The 18543-nt window shown below is 67.6% G+C and carries 16 protein-coding genes; 7 read left to right on the top strand and 9 right to left on the bottom strand.

Annotation, left to right across the window (positions count from 1 at the left end):
* Positions 1-3: 3 nt before the first annotated feature.
* Positions 4-948, bottom strand: coding sequence for a LysR family transcriptional regulator (locus CKY51_RS05120; RefSeq protein WP_052172304.1), 945 nt, complete (start codon positions 946-948; stop codon positions 4-6).
* A gap of 100 nt (positions 949-1048) precedes the next feature.
* Here CKY51_RS05120 and CKY51_RS05115 point away from each other — a divergent pair, with 100 nt between their 5' ends.
* Entirely contained in the window at positions 1049-2257 is a 1209-nt protein-coding gene (locus CKY51_RS05115; RefSeq protein ID WP_052172303.1) for an MFS transporter, read from the top strand.
* Between the two features lie 255 nt (positions 2258-2512).
* On the opposite strand, the gene CKY51_RS05110 is transcribed toward CKY51_RS05115, so the two are convergent.
* Positions 2513-4891 carry a TonB-dependent receptor gene (locus tag CKY51_RS05110; protein ID WP_152248962.1) on the bottom strand — a complete coding sequence of 793 codons (2379 nt, stop codon included), beginning with the start codon at positions 4889-4891 and terminating at the stop codon, positions 2513-2515.
* A gap of 708 nt (positions 4892-5599) precedes the next feature.
* Positions 5600-7666, bottom strand: a complete 2067-nt coding sequence (locus tag CKY51_RS05105) for a TonB-dependent receptor (RefSeq protein WP_022974057.1) — start codon at positions 7664-7666, stop codon at positions 5600-5602.
* A 159-nt stretch (positions 7667-7825) separates the two neighbouring features.
* Here CKY51_RS05105 and CKY51_RS05100 point away from each other — a divergent pair, with 159 nt between their 5' ends.
* Both CKY51_RS05100 and CKY51_RS05095 read left to right on the top strand, forming a co-directional pair.
* Entirely contained in the window at positions 7826-8242 is a 417-nt protein-coding gene (locus CKY51_RS05100; RefSeq protein WP_031340675.1) for a MerC domain-containing protein, read from the top strand.
* Positions 8243-8365: 123 nt separating this feature from the next.
* Entirely contained in the window at positions 8366-8548 is a 183-nt protein-coding gene (locus tag CKY51_RS05095; RefSeq protein WP_022974055.1) for a 30S ribosomal protein THX, read from the top strand.
* Between the two features lie 240 nt (positions 8549-8788).
* Here CKY51_RS05095 and CKY51_RS05090 read toward each other — a convergent pair whose 3' ends face one another.
* The 5 genes from CKY51_RS05090 to CKY51_RS05070 form a co-directional block, all read right to left on the bottom strand.
* Positions 8789-9472, bottom strand: a complete 684-nt coding sequence (locus CKY51_RS05090; RefSeq protein WP_152248961.1) for a hypothetical protein — start codon at positions 9470-9472, stop codon at positions 8789-8791.
* A gap of 313 nt (positions 9473-9785) precedes the next feature.
* The gene (locus CKY51_RS05085) at positions 9786-11108 is read right to left on the bottom strand and encodes a chloride channel protein (RefSeq protein ID WP_022974052.1); all 1323 of its coding nucleotides are present in this window, start codon (positions 11106-11108) and stop codon (positions 9786-9788) included.
* Between the two features lie 132 nt (positions 11109-11240).
* Complete coding sequence (locus CKY51_RS05080) at positions 11241-12518, bottom strand: alkaline phosphatase family protein (RefSeq protein WP_022974051.1); 1278 nt, start codon at positions 12516-12518, stop codon at positions 11241-11243.
* Between the two features lie 103 nt (positions 12519-12621).
* Complete coding sequence (locus tag CKY51_RS05075; protein WP_022974050.1) at positions 12622-13155, bottom strand: methylated-DNA--[protein]-cysteine S-methyltransferase; 534 nt, start codon at positions 13153-13155, stop codon at positions 12622-12624.
* Positions 13152-14615 (bottom strand): DNA-3-methyladenine glycosylase 2 family protein, encoded by a 1464-nt coding sequence (locus tag CKY51_RS05070; RefSeq protein ID WP_022974049.1) that lies wholly within the window; start codon positions 14613-14615, stop codon positions 13152-13154. The genes CKY51_RS05075 and CKY51_RS05070 overlap by 4 nt, the downstream gene beginning before the upstream one ends.
* 333 nt (positions 14616-14948) lie before the next feature.
* Between CKY51_RS05070 and CKY51_RS05065 the strand changes: the two genes are divergently transcribed.
* The 4 genes from CKY51_RS05065 (at position 14949) to CKY51_RS05050 (ending at position 17508) form a co-directional block, all read left to right on the top strand.
* Positions 14949-16148: a COG3904 family protein gene (locus tag CKY51_RS05065; RefSeq protein WP_022974048.1), complete on the top strand. Its 1200-nt coding sequence runs from the start codon at positions 14949-14951 to the stop codon at positions 16146-16148.
* Positions 16149-16212: 64 nt separating this feature from the next.
* Positions 16213-16458, top strand: coding sequence for a hypothetical protein (locus tag CKY51_RS05060; protein WP_031340669.1), 246 nt, complete (start codon positions 16213-16215; stop codon positions 16456-16458).
* A 99-nt stretch (positions 16459-16557) separates the two neighbouring features.
* A complete protein-coding gene (locus tag CKY51_RS05055; RefSeq protein WP_022974046.1) occupies positions 16558-17079 on the top strand; it encodes a DUF4019 domain-containing protein in 522 nt (173 codons plus the stop codon).
* A gap of 27 nt (positions 17080-17106) precedes the next feature.
* Positions 17107-17508 (top strand): MAPEG family protein, encoded by a 402-nt coding sequence (locus CKY51_RS05050; RefSeq protein WP_031340668.1) that lies wholly within the window; start codon positions 17107-17109, stop codon positions 17506-17508.
* 308 nt (positions 17509-17816) lie between these two features.
* On the opposite strand, the gene CKY51_RS05045 is transcribed toward CKY51_RS05050, so the two are convergent.
* Positions 17817-18047: an RNA-binding S4 domain-containing protein gene (locus tag CKY51_RS05045; RefSeq protein WP_022974044.1), complete on the bottom strand. Its 231-nt coding sequence runs from the start codon at positions 18045-18047 to the stop codon at positions 17817-17819.
* Positions 18048-18543 lie beyond the last annotated feature (496 nt).

Here is an 18543-nt window from a genome sequence, read left to right as displayed (position 1 = left end):
GCGTTATCGCCGCCGGCGTTCGCGCGCTTGCGAGCGCGGGCTGCTGTCCCAGGGCGGAATCTCGCCGAAGCGTTCCAACAGGAAGTCGACGAAGGCGCGTACGCGCGGCGGTTGCAGACGCCGTGCCGGCATCACCGCGCTGATCTGCGAGGCCGGGGGGCGGTAGTCGGGCATCACTTCCACCAGTCGGCCGTGACGCAACTCATCGGCGATATGCCAGTACGAATGCACGGCGATGCCCTGGCCGGCCACCACCGCGTCGCGTACCAGCTCGCCAAGATTGCTCTCGAAGCGGCTCTGCATGCGCACCCGGACCAGGTCGCCGGCCGGCGTCTGCAAGGTCCACACGTCCTGGCGCCCGTCGCGGCCCATCAACAGCACGCCGACGTGTTGCGCCAGCTCGTCCGGCGTGCGCGGGGTGCCGTGGCGACGGAGATAGTCGGGCGAGGCGGCCAGGGTGCGGCGGTTGTCGGCGATGCGCCGCGCCACCAGTCCGGAGTCGTCCAGCGGACCGATGCGGATCGCCAGGTCGAAGCCCTGCTTGACCAGATCCACCACGTCGTCGCTGAGGTGCGCGCTGATGCGCAGGCGTGGATGGCGTGCCTGGAATTCGGTCAGCAGCGGTGACACGTATTGGCGCCCGAAGGTGGCCGACAGCGTCATCCGCAGGGTGCCACCGACATCCTGGGCGCTTTCGCGCAGGTCGTCGGCCAGGGCGTCCAGATCTTCCACCAGCACGCGCCCACGTTCGGCCAGCTGTTGCCCTTCGGCGGTGGGATGCAGGCGGCGCGTGGTTCGGTGCAGCAGGCGCACGCCCAGGTCGCGCTCCAGGCGCTTCAAGCGCTGGCTGGCGACCGCGACCGACAGGTCCAGGCTGCGGGCGGCGGCGGTGATCGACCCGAGGTCGAGCACGCGCAGGAACAAGGCGATGTCACCCAGGCGGTCCACGCGATTCTCAATGATCCGTTGATAGTGAATCAGCATACCAAGGCTTTTTGCACAGGGCTTGCCAGCGCACGCTGTGCGCCTTCCTTCCTGGCTGACGCTCATGTCCCGCTCCGCTTCGTCCCGCCTCCCACCGGCCTTGCTGGCCTTGACGATCGGTGCCTTCGGCATCGGCACCACCGAGTTCGTCATCATGGGGTTGCTGCAGCAGGTGGCGACCGATCTACGGGTATCGCTCAGCGCTGCTGGCCTGCTGATCAGCGGGTATGCACTGGGCGTGTTTGTCGGCGCGCCGGTGCTGACGCTGGCCACCGCGCGCTTGCCGCGCAAGGCGGTGCTGGTCGGTTTGATGGGCATCTTCACCGTCGGCAACGTGGCCTGCGCACTGGCGCCGGACTACAGCGTGCTGATGGCGGCGCGCGTGCTGACCTCGCTGGCCCACGGCACCTTCTTTGGCGTGGGTGCGGTCGTGGCGACCTCGCTGGTGCCGGCCGAGCGTCGTGCCTCGGCGATCTCGCTGATGTTTGCCGGGCTGACCGTGGCGACCCTGCTCGGCGTGCCGGTCGGTGCCTGGCTGGGCCTGCAGCTGGGCTGGCGCGCCACCTTCTGGGCAGTGACCCTGATTGGCCTGCTCGCGACCGCGGCGGTGATGCTGTGGGTGCCGGCCGCCGCAGGAGCTGCAGCAACGGTGTCGTGGCGACAGGAAGTCACGGTACTCGGGCGCGGCCAGGTGCTGCTGGCACTGGCGATGACGGTAGTGGGCTATGCCGGCGTGTTTGCGGTGTTCACCTATATCCAGCCGTTGCTGGTGCAGGTCACCGGCTTTGCACAGACGGCGGTGTCGCCGGTGCTGCTGGTGTTCGGCGTGGGAATGATCGTCGGCAACCTCGTGGGCGGGCGGCTGGCCGATCGTCGTCCGACCGCTGCGCTGCTGGGGAGTCTGGGCGCGCTGGTGGCGGTGCTGGGGGCGATGGGTTTCGTTCTGCACAGCAAGCCCGCAATGGTGCTGTTTGTCGGCTTGTTGGGTGTGGCCGCTTTCGCTACCGTGGCGCCGCTGCAGCTGCGGGTACTTGAACATGCGCGCGGTGCCGGCCAGAACCTGGCGTCCAGTCTCAATATCGCCGCGTTCAACCTCGGCAACGCGCTGGGCGCTTGGCTGGGCGGGATGGTGATCGCCACGCAGGCGGGTCTGTTGGCCACCCCGTGGGTCGCTGCGCTGTTGAGCGCCATTGGTTTGGGCATCGCGGTGTGGAGCGTACGGGTGCAGCGTCGCTGCGCCATTGGCGCCGACGCCTGTCTGCAGACGCGCTGAGGTGGCGCTGCGGCAATATGCGCGAGGTGCCAGCAACGCGACCTTCGAGGACAGCGTGCCGGCAGTCGTATCGCCTATAGCAATGGCTGGTCGGCACGATGCCTGCTGCAACGGGCGATCAGCGTAGGCCGCTGTGCCTCACCCATGTTCTATTCGTGCTGCATCACCGGCGTGTACAAGGCATTGGTGATGGAGCACAGGCCTCGGCAAGCGATTGCGGCGGCGGCCGTCAGCTACGCCGCCGGCGTCGATCGACTACCAGCGATAGGCGATCGACATCTGGTATTGCCGCCCGGCAATCGGCCGTCCCATGAAGACCCCGCCAGTCGCTGCCCCCGGCACGCGGACATTGCCTTCGGTCAGTCCCAGTGCATCGGTGACGTTGCTGCCGCTGGCAGTGACTTCCCAGTGGTCGCCTACGTGCAGATTGGCGCCGATATCCAGCATGTCGTAGGACGGCAGCCGTTGGCTGTTGGCCAGGTCGGCGAAGCGCTCGCCGATATAGGAATAGGTGGCGAACAGCTTGAGGTCGCCGAACGGCAGCATCCAGTAATAGCTCGGCGTCAGGCGGAACTGCCGCTTGGGTTGACGCATCACCTGGTTGCCGGTGAACTCGCGGTAGTTGCGGTACTTGGCATCCAGCCACACGCCGGTGCCGGCCAGCTCGAAGCCGCCGAACGGGCGAATGGCGCCTTCTACCTCCATGCCATAGGCGCGCGAATCGCCGCTGGCGGTGAAGTTGGTTCCATCCGACAGGAAGGCCTGGAACGGCGAGTTCTTGAAGGTGTTGTAGAAAGCGGTCAGATACAGGTCGTAATTGCTCGCGCCGGATTTGAGGCCCAGCTCGTATTGGTCGACTTCCTGCTTGCGGGACTGGCCATCGCGCAGATTGTCGAAGCCTGGGAACTTGACCCCCGAGTTGGCGCGCGCAAACAGGCTGTTGTTCGCATCCAGGGTGAAGTTCAGGCCGGCGGTCCAGGACACCGCTTCGTCGTCCTGGTCGATGTGGCGGGTGCTCGGCAGCGCCAGCGAGGTGGCGTTGTCGTACAGCGTGGCCGGATTGCCGTCCAGATCGACAGTAGTGGTGTCATGCACGTCGCCGGTGACGCGCTGGCGCTCGTAGCGGGCCCCCAGGTCCAGGCGCAGGCGCTCGTTGAGTTCCCATTCGTCGGCGACGAAGGCCGCCAGATTCTCGCCGTTGTAGCGGGCGCGCAGGTTGAGAAACGCCGTGCTGGTGAAGCCCTGGCGCGTGACCTGGCGACCATCGTCGAGCGCCACATCGATGCGACGCGCGTTGTTCTGCGCAGTCAGCAGCATGTTGTTGCCCAGATACCAGGTGTCGGTGGACGAATATTTGGCGTAGTAGCTACCGATCGTCAGCGTGTTGCCGGCAAACAGCGTGCGGCTCAGGCGCAGATCGTTGGTGAAGGAGTTCAGGCGCTTGTCGACCGACCACCAGCCAGCTTCCAGTACCTGTTGGTTGGGATCGACCACCCCGCCGCCATTGGTGAAGGTAGCCGTGCCGCCGCTGCCGTAGCTGGCGATGAAGTCGCCCAGGCGTTGTGGGGCGTCGCCAGTGAACAGTGCATAGGTGGGAGCGGTGCCGCCGAGCACGTTGAAGCGGTCGGCGAGCGTCCAGTCGCCCACGTCCCAGTTCAGTTCGCCGCCGAAGAGATCGATATTGATGCCGCGGCCGTCGGCCAGATCACGGCGCAGGCTCTGGCCATTCGGCCCGACCAGCAAGTCGACATTGCGGAAGTCGCGTCCGAGCAGCGTGCCGCTTTGCGCATCCAATCCGGGGAAGCTGGAGAGGTCGCGGCCCTCGTTGCGCGACAGCAAGGGGATGGCGGTGTAGAAGGCATTGTTGTCGTCGGTGTGGCGCGCGTAGAAGCTCAGCTCGCCGCTGTCCCAGCGCTTGCTCAGGGTGGCGCTGAACTGTCCGCCCTTGTCGGCGGCGAACTGCGGATCGCGCACGCCATCGGTCTCGCGGAAGAAGCCGCCGATGCTGTAATACCAGCCGTTGCCCATCGGCCCGCTGTTGAACAGGTCGATCCGGCGCAAGGCATTGTTGCCGCCGGTCACGCGCACGCTGCCTTCGGGTTCGTCCTGGCCCTTCTTCTGGATGAAATTGACGGTCAGTCCGGGCTGGCCATTGGAGAAGATCGGACTGGAGCCGCCGCGCAGCACCTCCATTCGCTCGACGGTGTCGTCGACGCGGAACAACGTGGAGTTCTCCAGGAAGGACAACGTCGGTGGCGGGAACAGCGGCGAGCCGTCCAATTGCATGGTCACGAACGGCGCATCGCCTTCGGAGGGCATGCCCCGCACGAAGATGTTCGCGCCGGTGCCGCCACCGCTGGGTTCGGCCCACACGCCCGGCACGATCTTCAGCAGGTCCGCAGTGCTTTGCGGCACGGCTTGCTGGATCTGTTCGGGGCTGGCGGTCGTGATCGAAAAGCTGGCATCGCGTTTGGAGACACCGCTGAAGCGAGCGGTACCGCTGACCACGATCGCATCCAGCGTAGTGGCCTGCTGCTGCGTCGTGGCAGGTGTGGCCTGCTGTGCGTGTGCGGACGGGGCAAGCAGGGCGCCGATGGCCAATGACAGCGCGTACCGAGGCATCGAAGGAATCATGCGGGTTCTCCCGGGCAATGGATGGATGAGGCGGATGCGGTCCCTGCGCGCGGCGCGCGCGGATCGAAGTGGGAAGGGCGACACATCCGCGGCTCGCGTGCGATGGCGTGGCGACGGATGCTCTCGGAAGTTCTAACGGAATCGCTGACAAAACATGTTGTGCACCGCGACAACCTGCGGCCAATGCACGCAGCTTGCGCGGCCGAATCCGCGGCGATTAAACGCAAACGCAGCACGTCGCAAGCGTGCGCAACGGCAGCGTCGCAGGTGCGCAATATGCGATATCGCAACGATGTACGTGACCACGGTGAGATGCGCTTGCGACGCGTTAGGTCAGTCACGCAATGCGCTGCAGTGACGTCGCGATGCGTGTGCGGCGCGGGCCGACGATGCGGGCGCCGCGCAGGGCAATGCGATGGCGCGACAACCGTGTTGCGGATGTCGGATGCGTTGCCAGGCGGGACTGTCGTATGCGTGGCGTTCGCTGCGTGCTTGGCCTCGAGAGCGCTGGCGTGCGTCAAGCGATCGTGTCGCACCGCGGCCATGGCGGTCAGGTGCACGGCGCTGCGTGCCTTCGCCGTCGATCACACTGCATCGATACGCGTCGCTGTCAGCGAACGCCAGCGCGACAACGCCACCGCGTTCCCGATGTGACGAGGCCGCCCGTAGGCGGCCTCGCTTTCAGTCGATAGCGCAGAATGCCTGCCGTCAGAAGAACAGGCGCACGCCGAACGAAGCATTGCGTCCGGGCAGCATGACGTCGTCCTTGAGGAAGGAGGTGTGCACGCGCGCGTCCTGATTGGTCAGATTGTTGCCATCCAGGAACACTTCCCATGCGGTGCTGCCCTGGTCCACGTGGTAGGCCAGGTGGGCATCGACCATGGTGTAGCCGTCGGTGGGCGTCTCGTTCACCGCCACCTTGTCCTGCTTCATGGTGCGGGTCGCACCCAGCGAGGCGCGCCATTGGTCGGCGTTCCAGCGCATCTGCGCGCCCACGCGCGCGGGCGCGATGCGCGGCAGATTGCCGCCATCCTTCAGGCGCGCCCGCACCGTGTCGCCGAACACGCGCAGATCCCAGGCGCCGGTGTCGTTGTTGGCCAGGTGGAAGGTGGCTTCGCCTTCGAAACCGTGGAAGATGGCATCGGCCTGTGTCCACTGGCGGATCGGCAGGAAGTCGTTGTCTTCTTCGTGGAACCACTGTTCGCCGGTGTCGACGATGTAGATGAAGTCGTTGTAGCGGTTGTAGTACGCCGACACCTTGGCATCCACCCAGTCGTTCTGGAAGCTCAGTCCGAGTTCGGCCTGGTTGGCCTTTTCGGTCTTGAGGTTGGCGCCGCCGATCTCATAGGCCAGCGTGGCGATGTGCGGACCGTTGGCGAACAGTTCCTCCTCGGCCGGCGCGCGTTCGGCATGGTCCAGGTTGAGGGTCAGGCGCCACTGTGGGTTGAAGCGGAAGCCGGCGCTGGCCGAAAAGCTGGTCGGGCTGAAGTTGCGGTCCACGCCAGTGTCGGTGCGGTACTTGACCTTGTCGCCGCGCGCGCCGACGTCGGCACTGATGCGGTCCCAGGTGTTGCGCGCGACGCCGAACACACCGATTGCGCGGGTATCGGTCTTGGGCACGAAGGATTCTTCGCCGATGGCCTGGAAGGTGGAGTCGCTGCCCTGTACGCCGAACGCCGTCTGCCAGCCGCCGCCGAAGCTGAAGGAGGCTTCCACGCGTCCTTCGTTGGCGCGCTTGGAGAAGATCGTGCCCACTTCCTCGCCTTCGAATTCGGTGTGCGCGTAGTCGGTGTGTCCGAAGCTATAGCGCAGCGCGCTGCCATCGCCCCAGGGATCGGTCAGGCCGCCCTTGAGGTCGTAGCGGTCCTGCTGCAGCTTGAGCGACACGCCGCGCTCGCCGATGGACAGATCGCCGGGTTCACCGGGATTGCCGTAGTTGTCGCGGAAACGCGAGGCCGACACGCCAACGAATCCCCAGTCGCCGGCCAGCGAGGCGCCGACCGAGCCGACCTTGGAGTCGATCCAGGAATTGGCCTGGCGGCCTTCCGGCGTGTCGTAGTCCTTCTGATTGCGATAGACGCCATCGGCATGAATCGACAGGCCGCTGCCGTTGCCGGCGTCGACCCGGAACATGTCGGTGTTGCCATCCTTGTCGCCGCCATCGAAGCGCACTTCGGCACGGCCGTTGAAGCCATCCACCGGCGTTTCGGCGATACGGCCGTCGACGACGTTGACCACGCCGCCGATCGCGCCCGAGCCGTAGAGCAGGGTGGAGGGACCCTTGAGCACTTCGATCTGGTTGGCCAGGAATGGTTCGATCGCCGGCGAGTGGTCCTGGCTCACCGTGGACACGTCCTGCGTGGACAGGCCGTCACGCAACACCGCCACGCGGGGGCCATCCAGGCCGCGGATGATCGGCCGGCCCACGCCGGGGCCGAAATTGGAGCTCTGCACGCCCGGCAGGCTGGCCACGGTCTCGCCCAGACTGGCGGCGCGATTCTCGTCCAGACGTTCACCGGCCAGTACGGCCACCGGTCGACTCAGCTCGCCGGCGGCGTCGCGCAGCGGGCTGGCAGTCACCACCACCTGGTCCAGGTCCTTGATGTGGCGGCCGCTGCTGGCACTGGCATCGTGGCGAGTGTCCGAACGGGGCGGCGTCTGCGGGTCGGTCGCCGTCGACGTTTCCTCTGCCATGGCCAGTGCCGGGGTCAGGAGACTGGCCAGGGCCAGCGCGAGGGTGGAGCGGCGCAACGAAACGGCGAGACGTGGTGACATGGCAGATCTGGGCTCTTTAGGTTGTGACGAAGGATCAGCAGGAGGAGGTCGCGGCGGGCCGCCGCGGGGAAGGGTGCAGGCCATGCAATGCAGCGATTCAGGCCTGGAACACGGAGATGTTATATTATTCCACGTTGTCGCGACCTTCTGCCGGAAGTCATGCCCTTGTCACCCTTTCGTCATGTGCTCGATCGTTTCGGTGCGACCGGCTCGTTGCTGTGTGCGGTCCACTGTGCCGTACTGCCGGTAGCGCTGGCGCTGGCGCCGTCGCTGGGCCTGTCGTTCTGGCTCAGCGATGGGGTGGAATTGGCGATCGTGGTGTTCGTGAGCCTGCTCGGCTCATTCAGCCTCATCCTCGGCTATCGCCGTCACCGGGCCCTGCATGCCCTGGCCTTGTTGCTGCCGGGGCTGGTGCTGCTGTGGGCAGGGCTGTTGGTCGATGCCCTGCATCACGCCGCGGTGCCGCACGCAGTGGTCATGACGCTGGGCGGGTCGCTGGTGGGCATCGCCCATCTGGTCAATCTGCGCCTGAACCATGGCCACGGTCACGTCCACGACGCCAGTTGCGCCCACTAGCTAGCTGCGCCACCACGGGCGACGTGATAGGCTTGCCGGCCTCGCGCGAGGGCGCCTTATGGCTTCACTCGCCAGACCCCGTGTCCGCACGGGGATTCGTAATCACATTCAGGAGTCGAACAGATGGGTAAGGGTGACCGCAAGACCGCCAAGGGCAAGCGCTACAATTCCAGCTACGGCAATTCCCGCTCGCATGCGGTGAGCAAGGTCGTCGTCGGCGCCGGCGCCCCGGTCGCGAAGAAGGGTGTGGTCAAGGCTCCGGCCAAGAAGGCCGTCGCCAAGAAGACCGTCGCCAAGGCCGGCTGAGTCCAGCCTGCTGAGTGATCGAAAACGCGGCGCTTGCGCCGCGTTTTTTGTGGGCGCCATGATGCGAACGGCCCCGTGGAGGAGGCACGGAATGTCGCCTGCGCTAAAGCCAAAGAGGTACGGCCCGCTGCCGTGCAGTGGATGCTGAGTTTGTCGGGAAGGGCGGCTTCCTGTGCGACTAGCGGCGTCGTGTGGCGGCATCCACTTCATGCAGCGCCTGGCTGAGCCGGCACGGTCGCGTCATCGCTTACTCGGCTCCGTGGCCTGCATGGACAGCGTGCACTGACTGGGCTGGCCGGTCGGCCGGTCGATCAGCACGCTTGCGGTCTCGGCGACAGGCGTCTTTTGCCGAGTGGGCAGGCTCGGATCGCCCGGGTAGCGCGCCCCATCGAAGGTCAGCGTTGCGGTGTATCCCTCGGTGATGCCGCCGCCGGAAACCAATACGCCAAGGTCATGCCAGCCGTGGTGCGATGTCGTCAGAGCGAGGATCGGTGGCTTGGCGACGATGAAGCCTGAGACAGGGTGATAGCGGGGTGCGGCTGTCGCCGAGCTGCGATCGTCTGCCAGCACCAGCAACGTGCAGCCGGACGAGCCGCAATAGCTGTTGTCGTTGATGTAGACCACCGCGTCGCGATGGCTGTTGCGCAAGCCGCCGATGCTCACCTGCACGTCGGTGGGCCTCGCTTCCCGGGCTGCGGGCTTTGCCAGTCGCGCTGCGAATGCCAGGCGCGCGTCGATCTCCGTTCTCAGCGCCGACTGCTCGGCGACGGTCAATTTGCTGCGGCAGTCGGGGAGCGCGTCCGAGCGCGCCGAGGTCGTTGCGGCGGCAGATAGCATCATGCTCTGGCTGGCGAGCGAGATGATCGCCAGCCAGGTCGCCGTGCGCTTCCAGTTCGCTGATGGGGGGCGCGGCTCAGTCGCCATCGTGATTGCCCCTTGAGGGTTGCACGCCAGCGTGGGGGATCGGATGCAGCCGCGCAAGCACGTACGCGACGGTGCAGCTGGGCCCTCGCTGCTGGCTGCGACGCGCCGACGTTGGTCATGGCCTTGCGATGTTGCTTACGACCACCGGTCTTCTGCGAATGCGAGCGTGGGCCTCTCCACGCTGACTTGTCGTCTGGTCTCCGTGACGCAGAAGGCAGGACCTGTCGGCAACCGTTGAGTGTGCTGCGAGCGCACGATCGCCGCATCCCCGGCTCTTCCTATGCACGCACCCGCCTGTCTTTGGCCTCAGGCTTCAATGCCTCTCGGCCGTGCGCTCTGCCGGCGGTAGCAATTGCTCTGCCAGGCCGCGATAGATTGGCGTCTTGCAGACCAGGCCGGAGATTGCGCGCGCGATCAGCACGGTGGCCAGGATGGGCAGCAGCATCTGGCCGGACTCGGTCAGTTCCAGCGAAATCACGGCCGAGGTCAGCGGAGCCTGGGTGACGCCGGTCAGGTAGGCGCACATGCCCAGCAGGACGAAGCTGCGCGGGTCCACGCCAGGCATCAGCACCGACAGGTTGTGGCCGATGCCGGCGCCGACCGCCAATGCAGGCGAGAACAGCCCGCCCGGGATGCCGGCGACGTACGACACCAGGTTGGCCATCAGCTTCATCAGGCCGAATTCGTGGCCGACCGAGGCATGTCCCTGCACCAGGCTGCGCGCCTGTTCGTATCCGGTGCCGAAGGCGCCTTGTCCGAACACCAGTGCCAGCGCGACCAGCGCCACGCCACACGCGGCGGCCAGCATGACGGGATGCCGCTGTCGCAGCGCACCCAGCCAGCGGGGTTTGCCGGCCGCGCTGGCCAGCACCAGACGGGAAAAGCCGCCGCCGAGCAGGCCGCCCACGCCGCCGCACAAGGCGATCGCCAGCCAGGCCTGGCCCAGCGGCAGCGCCACGGCTACTCGGCCGAAATAGGTGTAATCGCCCAGCAGTCCGAGCGAGACCACGCCACCGACGATCACCGCGGTCAGCAAGGTGCCGGAAAAGCGATGCTCGAAGCGGCCGCTGAGTTCTTCGATGGCGAACACCACGCCGGCCAAGGGCGTGTTGAAGGCTGCCGCGATGCCGGCGGCGCCGCCGGCCAGCAGGAAGTGCGACAGTTCGCGACTGTCGTCGAACCCGAACCGACGGCCGAACAGCTGCATGATGCTGGCGCCGACATGCACCGTCGGGCCCTCGCGGCCCACCGATGCGCCGCCGAGCAGCGACAGCGTGGTCAGCGCCAGCTTGCCGACCGAGACGCGCAGCGACAGGTTGCGGTCGCGGAATTCGGGGGCGGGGTGCTCCAGCGCGGCGATCACCTGCGGAATGCCGCTGCCGCGCGTCGGTCGTAGCACGCCGGCGGTCAGCCAGGACAGCAGGGCGAAGATGGCTGGCGTCAGCAGCAACGCCCACCACGGCGAATGTGCGGTGATGCGCTGAAAGACCTTGAAGGCCTCATCGCTGGCCTTGGCGAACAGGATCGACACCAGCGCGACGGCGATCGCGCCGCCCCATAGTGCGGCCCGGCGTCGCCAGCCTTCGTTGGTCAGCAGCGTACGCAGCCGGCGCGAGGAGGGGGTTGGAACGGACATCGCGCTAGTGTCGCATGCATGTGCACGCCACGTGGCACGCCGGCGTCGCCCCGCTGTGTTGCAGCGGCGTGCCAGCGGCGGCGGCGCGCTCGCCAAGGCAGCGCGCCGCCGCAGGCAATGCACGCACCCGGTTCATTGCGGATGGGCGCGCAGGGCCGGCAACAGGGTCTGCGGGTTGCCGTCGTTGGCTGCGGCCGGCAGCTGCAGCAGGCGCATCAGCAACGGATAGACATCGACATTGTCGAAGCCGGGCAGCGTGCGGCCCTGCGCCAGATCGGGGCCTTGGGCCAGAAACACGGCGCGCATCGACGGCAGTGCCGGGTCGAAGCCATGCGAACCGCGCACCGTATCGCGCGGACGCTGCGCCAACCTGGCCGGCGACAAGGCATCCCAGCCTTCGTGCATCTGGCAGACGATGGGCGGAATGCGCGGATGGCGACCGTAGTGCCAGCGGGCGGGCAGCTCCTGTTTGCGCCAGCAGTCGGAGTGCGGATGGGCACCGAGCAGTTGCTTCTCGGCGCGCTGCTGCTGGCCGGGCAGTGGGTCGAAGCCGATCACCTGGCCCTCGGTGACCGCGGTGGCCACCGTCGCTGGTGCCATCGCTTCGACACTGATCGCCTGGCCCGGCCCGACCGTCGCCATGCCATGGTCGGACACCACGACGATGTTGGTGCGGTCGCGGCTACCGTCGCGCTGCATGCCGTCGAGCAGGCGTCCGATCGCCGCATCCACCGCGCGCAGGCTGGCGGCGTACTCGGCAGAGTCCGGGCCATGGTCGTGGCCGGCTTCGTCCACCTGTTCGAAATACAGGGTCACCAGACGATTGGCTTGCGTGCCCTCTGGACGGAGCCAGCCCAGCACTTCGTCCACCCGGGTGTCCAGGCCGATGCCTTCGGCATAGTGGCGCCAGTGGGTCGGGCGCACCCCCTGGATCGGCGCCTCGCTACCGGGCCAGGACCAGGTGGCTGCGTGCAGCCCGGCTTTTTCGACGCCGACCCAGATCGGTTCGCCGCCCCACCATCGCGCATCGCCGACCGCATCGTCCTTGCTCAGCCAGAAGCTGCCCAGTGCGCCATCGCGCATGCTGTTGTGGACGATGCCGTGGTGGTCCGGGCGCAGGCCGGTGACCAGCGTGTAGTGGTTGGGAAAGGTCAGCGAGGGATAGGACGGTGTCATCCATTGCGCGCGCACGCCGGCGCGTGCGAGCGCCGACAGGTGGGGTGTGAGCCCGCGGTCGAGCATGTCCGCGCGCAAGCCGTCGATGGAGATCAACAACAAGGCATGCGGCGTTGTGCTGCGGTTGTCGCTGGTGGTGGGCGGGGCGCGCTCGGGCGCCGGCGCAAGGGGAGGCGTGGTGGTGCAGGCCGCGAGCAGGGCGAGGGCTGCAAACACGAGACGTCGATCGATCATCGGCGCATTTTAAGGTGTCCTTGCGACCTGGCGAAGTTGTGGTTGTTGGCTGTGCCCACTGCCGTGGTCAGCAGACCGTGGCGGGGACCTGTGCACGGCTTGCTCATCCGCCGACGGCGAACAGGTCTTCTGCGCCGACGCGGGCTGGCGACCAGCCTTCCAGCGCCAACAGCGCCTGCTTGGTCGGCAGGCCGCCACCGAAGCCGGTCAGCGCGCCATTGGCACCGATCACCCGGTGGCAGGGCAGTACGATCGGCAGCGGATTGCGCCCATTGGCCGCGCCGACAGCGCGACTGGCGCCCGGGCGCCCGACGGCGCGCGCCAGTTGCACGTAGCTCCAGGTCTGCCCGAACGGGATCTGTGCCAGCGACTGCCAGACCTGCAGCTGGAACGGCGTCCCCAGCGGCGCCAATGGCAGATCGAACTGGCGCCGCCCGCCGTGCAGGTAGTCGAGCAACTGGGTGCGCGCGGCCCGCACCAGCGTTGCGTCGGGTGCATGCTGCCAACTGGCACGGCCACGGGCGTCGTGACGGTTCTGGGCGAACAGGATGTGGCGCAGCCCGTCGGCATCGGCCGCCACGGTGAGCGCGCCGATCGGCGACGGAAAGGTGTCGTACAGCAGCGGCGGCGTGCTCATTGGGACGTCTCCTTGCGATCGTTGGCCAGTTGCCACAGGTGCAGCACGGCATAGGCGCGCCACGGGCGCCAGGCTTGCGAACGCGCCTCGGTGGCGCGTTCGCTCAGGCGTTGCGGGTGACCGAGCACCTGCTGCAGCACCAGGTCGCCGGCCGGGAAGGCATCCGGATGCGATAGCGCACGCATGGCGATGTACTGCGCAGTCCAGGCGCCGATGCCCGGCAGCGCGGTGCAGGCGGCGACAAACTCGGGCAGGCGCTGGCCGGCGCTGAAGTGCAGCCGGCCCTGCTCGCAGGCCGACGCCAGCGCACGCAAGGTGGCGGCACGGCTGCGCGGCAGGCCGATCTGCTCCAGCGGCGCCTCGGCCAGCTGCGCGGGGCTGGGGAAGCGCCGGTCCAGCCCGGGCGGCAAGTCCGGTAGCTGATCGCCGTACTGCGCGACCAGGCGTGCGGCCAGCGTGGTCGCGCCGGCCACGCTGATCTGCTGGCCCAGCACCGCCCGCACGGCGACCTCGAAGCCGTCCCAGCCGCCGGGAACGCGCAGGCCGGGCCGGTGGGCGATCGCCTCGGCCAGCAAAGGATCCTGGGCGAAGGTGGCATGGACGGCCTGCAGGTCGGCATCCAGATCGAACAGGCGGCGCACCCGCTGCACGATCCGCGGAATCTGTCGCGGGTCGGTGGCGCCAATCCGCAACAACAGCTCGGCGCGTTGCGGCGCTGCGGTGACCTCGATCAGGCTGGCGCTGCCGGCGGTGCCGACGACGCGTCGGTAACTGGCGGCATCGACCTGTTCGATTCCCGGGATCGCGCGACGTTGCAGAAACGCCAGCATCGCTGGCCAGTCCAACGGTGGGCGGTAGCCGAGCCGTAAGCTGAGTGCGCCACCGGGAACCTCGCTGCGCTGCTTGCGCAACGCCGACGGCGGCATCCCGCAACCTTGCAGAAAGGCTGCATTGAAACGTCGCAGGCTGTTGAAGCCGGCCGCAAGCGCGACCTCGGTGATCGGCAGTGTGGTCTCGGTGAGCAACTGCTTGGCCAGTAGCAGGCGTCGGGTGCCATGCACCTGGATCGGGGTGGCGCCGAGCTGCTGCACGAATTGCCGCTGCAACTGCCGCGCGCTCATCCCGACCGCCGTGGCCAGGGTCTGCACGGGCTGCTCTTGCAACACGCCCTCGGCGATCATCGCCAGCGCCCGCTGCACGCTCTCTTCGCCCAGATGCTGTTGCGCCTGCGGCGACAGTTCCGGGCGGCAACGCAGGCAAGGCCGATACCCGGCGGCGCTGGCTGCTGCCGCGGTCGGGAAATAGTGGACGTTGCCGGGTTTGGGCGGCGGTGCCGGGCAGACCGGGCGGCAATAGATGCCGGTGCTGCGCACGGCGGTGAAGAACAATCCATCGAAGCGCGCGTCGCGTGCCAGCCGGGCGCGGTCGCATTGGATTCGATCGGGCGTGAACGTCTGCATGGCGCCAGTCTATGCCCTCGTCCCAGCGCCGGCTGGCCGTTTTCGGACAGCACTGCATGCGGTCATCGCTGCCGCCGGATCGCGCAGCGAGTAGGGGGGGCGCACGCCGCGGTGGGTGCGTTCTGGCGCGCGCCGGCAGGCGGCTAGCCGGTGCGGAGTTCGCGGCTGCGCTGTAGCCGCTGCACGCGCCAGGCGGATCGCGTTGGCCAGCCGCGCCGCTGCCTGGACGTGGGGCAGGGCGTGTCGCTGGCGTCGGGTTAAGGCCAGGTTCGGGGGCGCAGCCCGGCGCTCGCCCTAGACTGGGGGGCCCGCCGCCCGATCGCTTCTTCCTCGATGTCGAAATCGTTCTACCTCGCCTTGCTGTGTCTGTTGTTGCTGGTGGCGTGCCAGCGCGACGGCACCACATCCGCCGATGCCGGCGCAGGTCAGCAAGGCAATGGTGGGCAGGTGGGCGATGGCGATCACATGGTGTCGGTGGATACGCCCGAGCCGGTGGCGCCGCCCTCGCAGCCGCGTGCGCAGGCGGGCGAGCAAGGTTGGCCGGCGGCCGAGCTCCAGCTCGGCCAGGCCTGGATCAGTTGCGCGACCGATTACCGCGGGGACGCCGGCGATGGCAGCCTGCTGCCGGCGCTGGATCGCGCCAGCATCGAGGCCGCGCTGGCGCCGTGCCGCGACACTGGGCTGTTGCGTGTGCGTTACGCCGGCAAGATCAACGCCGGTTTCGCGGCACTGGTCTCGCGCCTGGCAACAGTGGCCGAGCAATTGCGGCTGCCGCACCGCATCCTCGACCTGGATTCCAGCGGCGGTCAGGTGGAAGCGGCGATTCGCGCCGGCGATGTCATCGGCGAGTCCAACTGGACGATCTGGGTGCGCGAAGGTTCGATCTGCCACAGTGCCTGCGTGTTCGTGCTGGCCGCCGGCGACAACCGCCTGGTGGCCGGCAAGGTCGGGATCCATCGCATGATGCGGATCAGCTCCAAGGCGACCTCACGCGCCGAACTCAACCGCGAATTGCGCGAGGTCTACGGCAACGTCAAGGATTATCTGGAGCGCAATGGCGTGGCCGTCGCGGTGGCGGACCTGATGATGACCGTGCCCAACCGCAGCCTGCGCCTGCTGACGATGGAGGAGCTGCGCGAATACGGCCTGGATGGCACCAACGCCGTACAGGACGACCTGGAGCGCATTCGCCAGATGCGCAAGTGCGGCGATGCCTTCGTGCGTCGCAAGGACGCGTTCCTCGTGGCGTTCGACCAGCAGTGCAAGAACAAGGGCGCGGAACTGGAGGCGGTCAACGCCTGCGGACTGGCGCTGAAGCAGCGTTTTGGCTTTCCCGACGCTGCGTGCCCGGAAGAAAGTCCGCTGGCCGAAACCGACGTCGCTGCGCTGCCGACCGCTCACGCGGCCGAGAGCGAGGCGGGTGCGAGCGTCCCTGCCGGCGAGCCGGCGGTGGCACCGACAGAGGGCGCCGACGCGTCGGCAGCGGCCGCCACCGACGCACCTGCGCCGGTGCGTGAAGAGGCTGGCGGCTGACTTCACACGCGCCGTACTCACGGCTGCCTATCGTCGCCGCAGACGACGGCACGGGGGCGGACACATGCTTGGTAAATCGAAGGGCGTCATGCTGGCCTATCTGCCGTCGGTCCTGATGGTGGTGGCCGGTTTCGGCATGGCCGAGATCCTGCGGGCCGCTGCGGCGGCCGCGCGCGTGCAATGGCCGGCAACGCTGGCGGTATGGCTGAGCCTGGCCGCGCTGTTGGCAGCGATCGGCCGCGCGCTGTGGATCAGCTGGCGCCTGTGGCGACCGCGGACCGTCACCTTGCCGCCGGCCGGAGAGCCGTGATCCCATCGCGGATGGTCCACTGGCGTGCCGCTCTAGACTGCCACTTCGTTCGTCCTGTCCAAGGACGTCTTCTTTCAATCCTGCAATGGTGAGCTGCGCATGTTTCGTCGTCCCCTGACTGCCGTCTTCGTATTGCTGCCTGCGCTCGCGGTTGCGCAACAACCGACTGCCACCGCGCGTCCCGCCACGCCTGCGTCAGCGCGTCCGGCTGCAACGGCGCCCAACACGCAAGCCGAACAGGCGCAGTTCGCCCGTCAGAACACCGAGATGATCCAGGCCGCGTTGCGGGTCGCGCAGATGGTCGATGCCAACCAGACCGCGACGCTGTGGGACGGCGCGTCCAACGTGGCCAAGAAGGCGGTGGCGCGCGATGCCTTCGTCAGCCAGATCGGCGGCGAGCGTGCGCGTCTGGGCGCGGTGGTGGGACGCGGGCAGGGTGCGGTCACGCGGGTCAAGTACGGCCCCGGTGCGCAGGTGCCTGAGGGGTTGTACATCAACGTGAGTTTTCCGACCCGCTTCGCCAAGGCGCCGCAGCCGGTACGTGAGCTGGTGTCGTTCCGTCTGGACGAAGACAAGACCTGGCGCCTGGCGGGCTACAGCCTGCGCGCGTCGATCAAGTGACCCCCGCGCCCTGGAGCCATGACCATGATGGAGTTGTCGATCGAATTGCGCATGCTGGGTTGTGCGATGGTGCTGGGGCTGGTGCAGCTGTTCGCCGCATCGGCCAGCATGACCGCCCAGCGCGGTGCGAAATGGAATACCAGCGCACGCGATGGCGAGGCCGCGCCGCTGACTGGCGTGGCCGCTCGCCTGGACCGCGCCTTCCATAATTTTCGCGAGACCTTTCCGATCTTCGCCGCCGCGGTGCTGGCGGTGACGGTCAGCGGCCGCAGCAGCGCCGACACCGCGCTGGGCGTGCAGTTGTATCTGTGGGCGCGGGTGGCCTACGTGCCTGCCTATGCGTTGGGTATCCCGTATCTGCGCACCGGCATCTGGGCGGTATCGCTGTGGGGCATCATCAAGTTGCTGCGCGCCTTGCTGGGAGGGTGAGCCGGCGCGCTCGATCCAGCGCAAGTCGCTGCGCTGCCGCGGCGTCTAGAGCGTGTTGTGCACGTTGAGATTCGCACTCGGCTCAACGTCCATGACACGCTCTAAGCACAACGCGAACTGGACAGCCAAGCGCGATGGCCTGCCTATGCTCGCTTTACAGCAACGCCTTCGGCACCGTCTGCGCGTTGCAGCGCTTTGTACTTGCACAGGAATTGCGCTGTTGCCACGTGATGGCATCACCTCCCACAACGCCGCACATCAGCTCCACGGGCAATGCTTTTCCGGGTCCCGGGTCCCGGGTCCCGCACTCAATCCCCAAAATCGCCCGCCATGACCCGAATCTCCACATCGTCCAGCCGCACCACCTGGCCCGGACGGATCTTGGCGGTCTTGCGCAGCTCCTGCGCGCCGTCGACGCTCACCGCGCCGCTGGCGACGATGGCCTTGCCCTGGCCGCCGCTGTCGGCAATGCCGCACAGTTTGAGCAACTGGTGGAGTTCGATGTACTCGCCATCCAGGTCGAATTCCAGGATCTGCATAGGGGGCTCGCGCTGAAGAAGGGCGGCGATTATCCGCCGACTGGCGTTGGAAGCGGGCGATTTCCTCCAGCGCGGTTGCGGTCCGAACCAGCGCGTCGCCGACGTGGCGCTGGTCGGTCCGCCCCAGCCGGCCGGGGCCGCGGCGTTGCAGGTATCGGATGCCGTCGCTCGTGCTCCGGATCGCGGGCGAGCGGGGCGGCCAGGCGATCGGCGCGCGTCTCCACTGCGAGCGGGGTCCGATCTGGACGGCTCCGGCCACGCAGATCGCCGGTCGCCAGGGTCAGGGCGGTGCGGTGGCGCAGGCCGCGAACGGCGGCGCCGGGACCGGCCCGCCACAGCTGCAAGACGAGCTCCTGGAGGCGTTCGGCAACGCCCTCGCGGCTGCGGCGACAGCTGGCGGCGATCGTGAACACGAGGCCGCGGTGCCCCGGCAGGGAAGCGAAACGGGTGGGCAGGTCACGTGCCATGGTCTTCATGGCGGGATGGAGCATGGCAA

The sequence above is a fragment of the Xanthomonas maliensis genome (genome assembly GCF_009192945.1).
GTDB classification, from domain to species: Bacteria; Pseudomonadota; Gammaproteobacteria; order Xanthomonadales; family Xanthomonadaceae; genus Xanthomonas; species Xanthomonas maliensis.
This window is presented reverse-complemented; position numbering and strand designations above follow the sequence as displayed.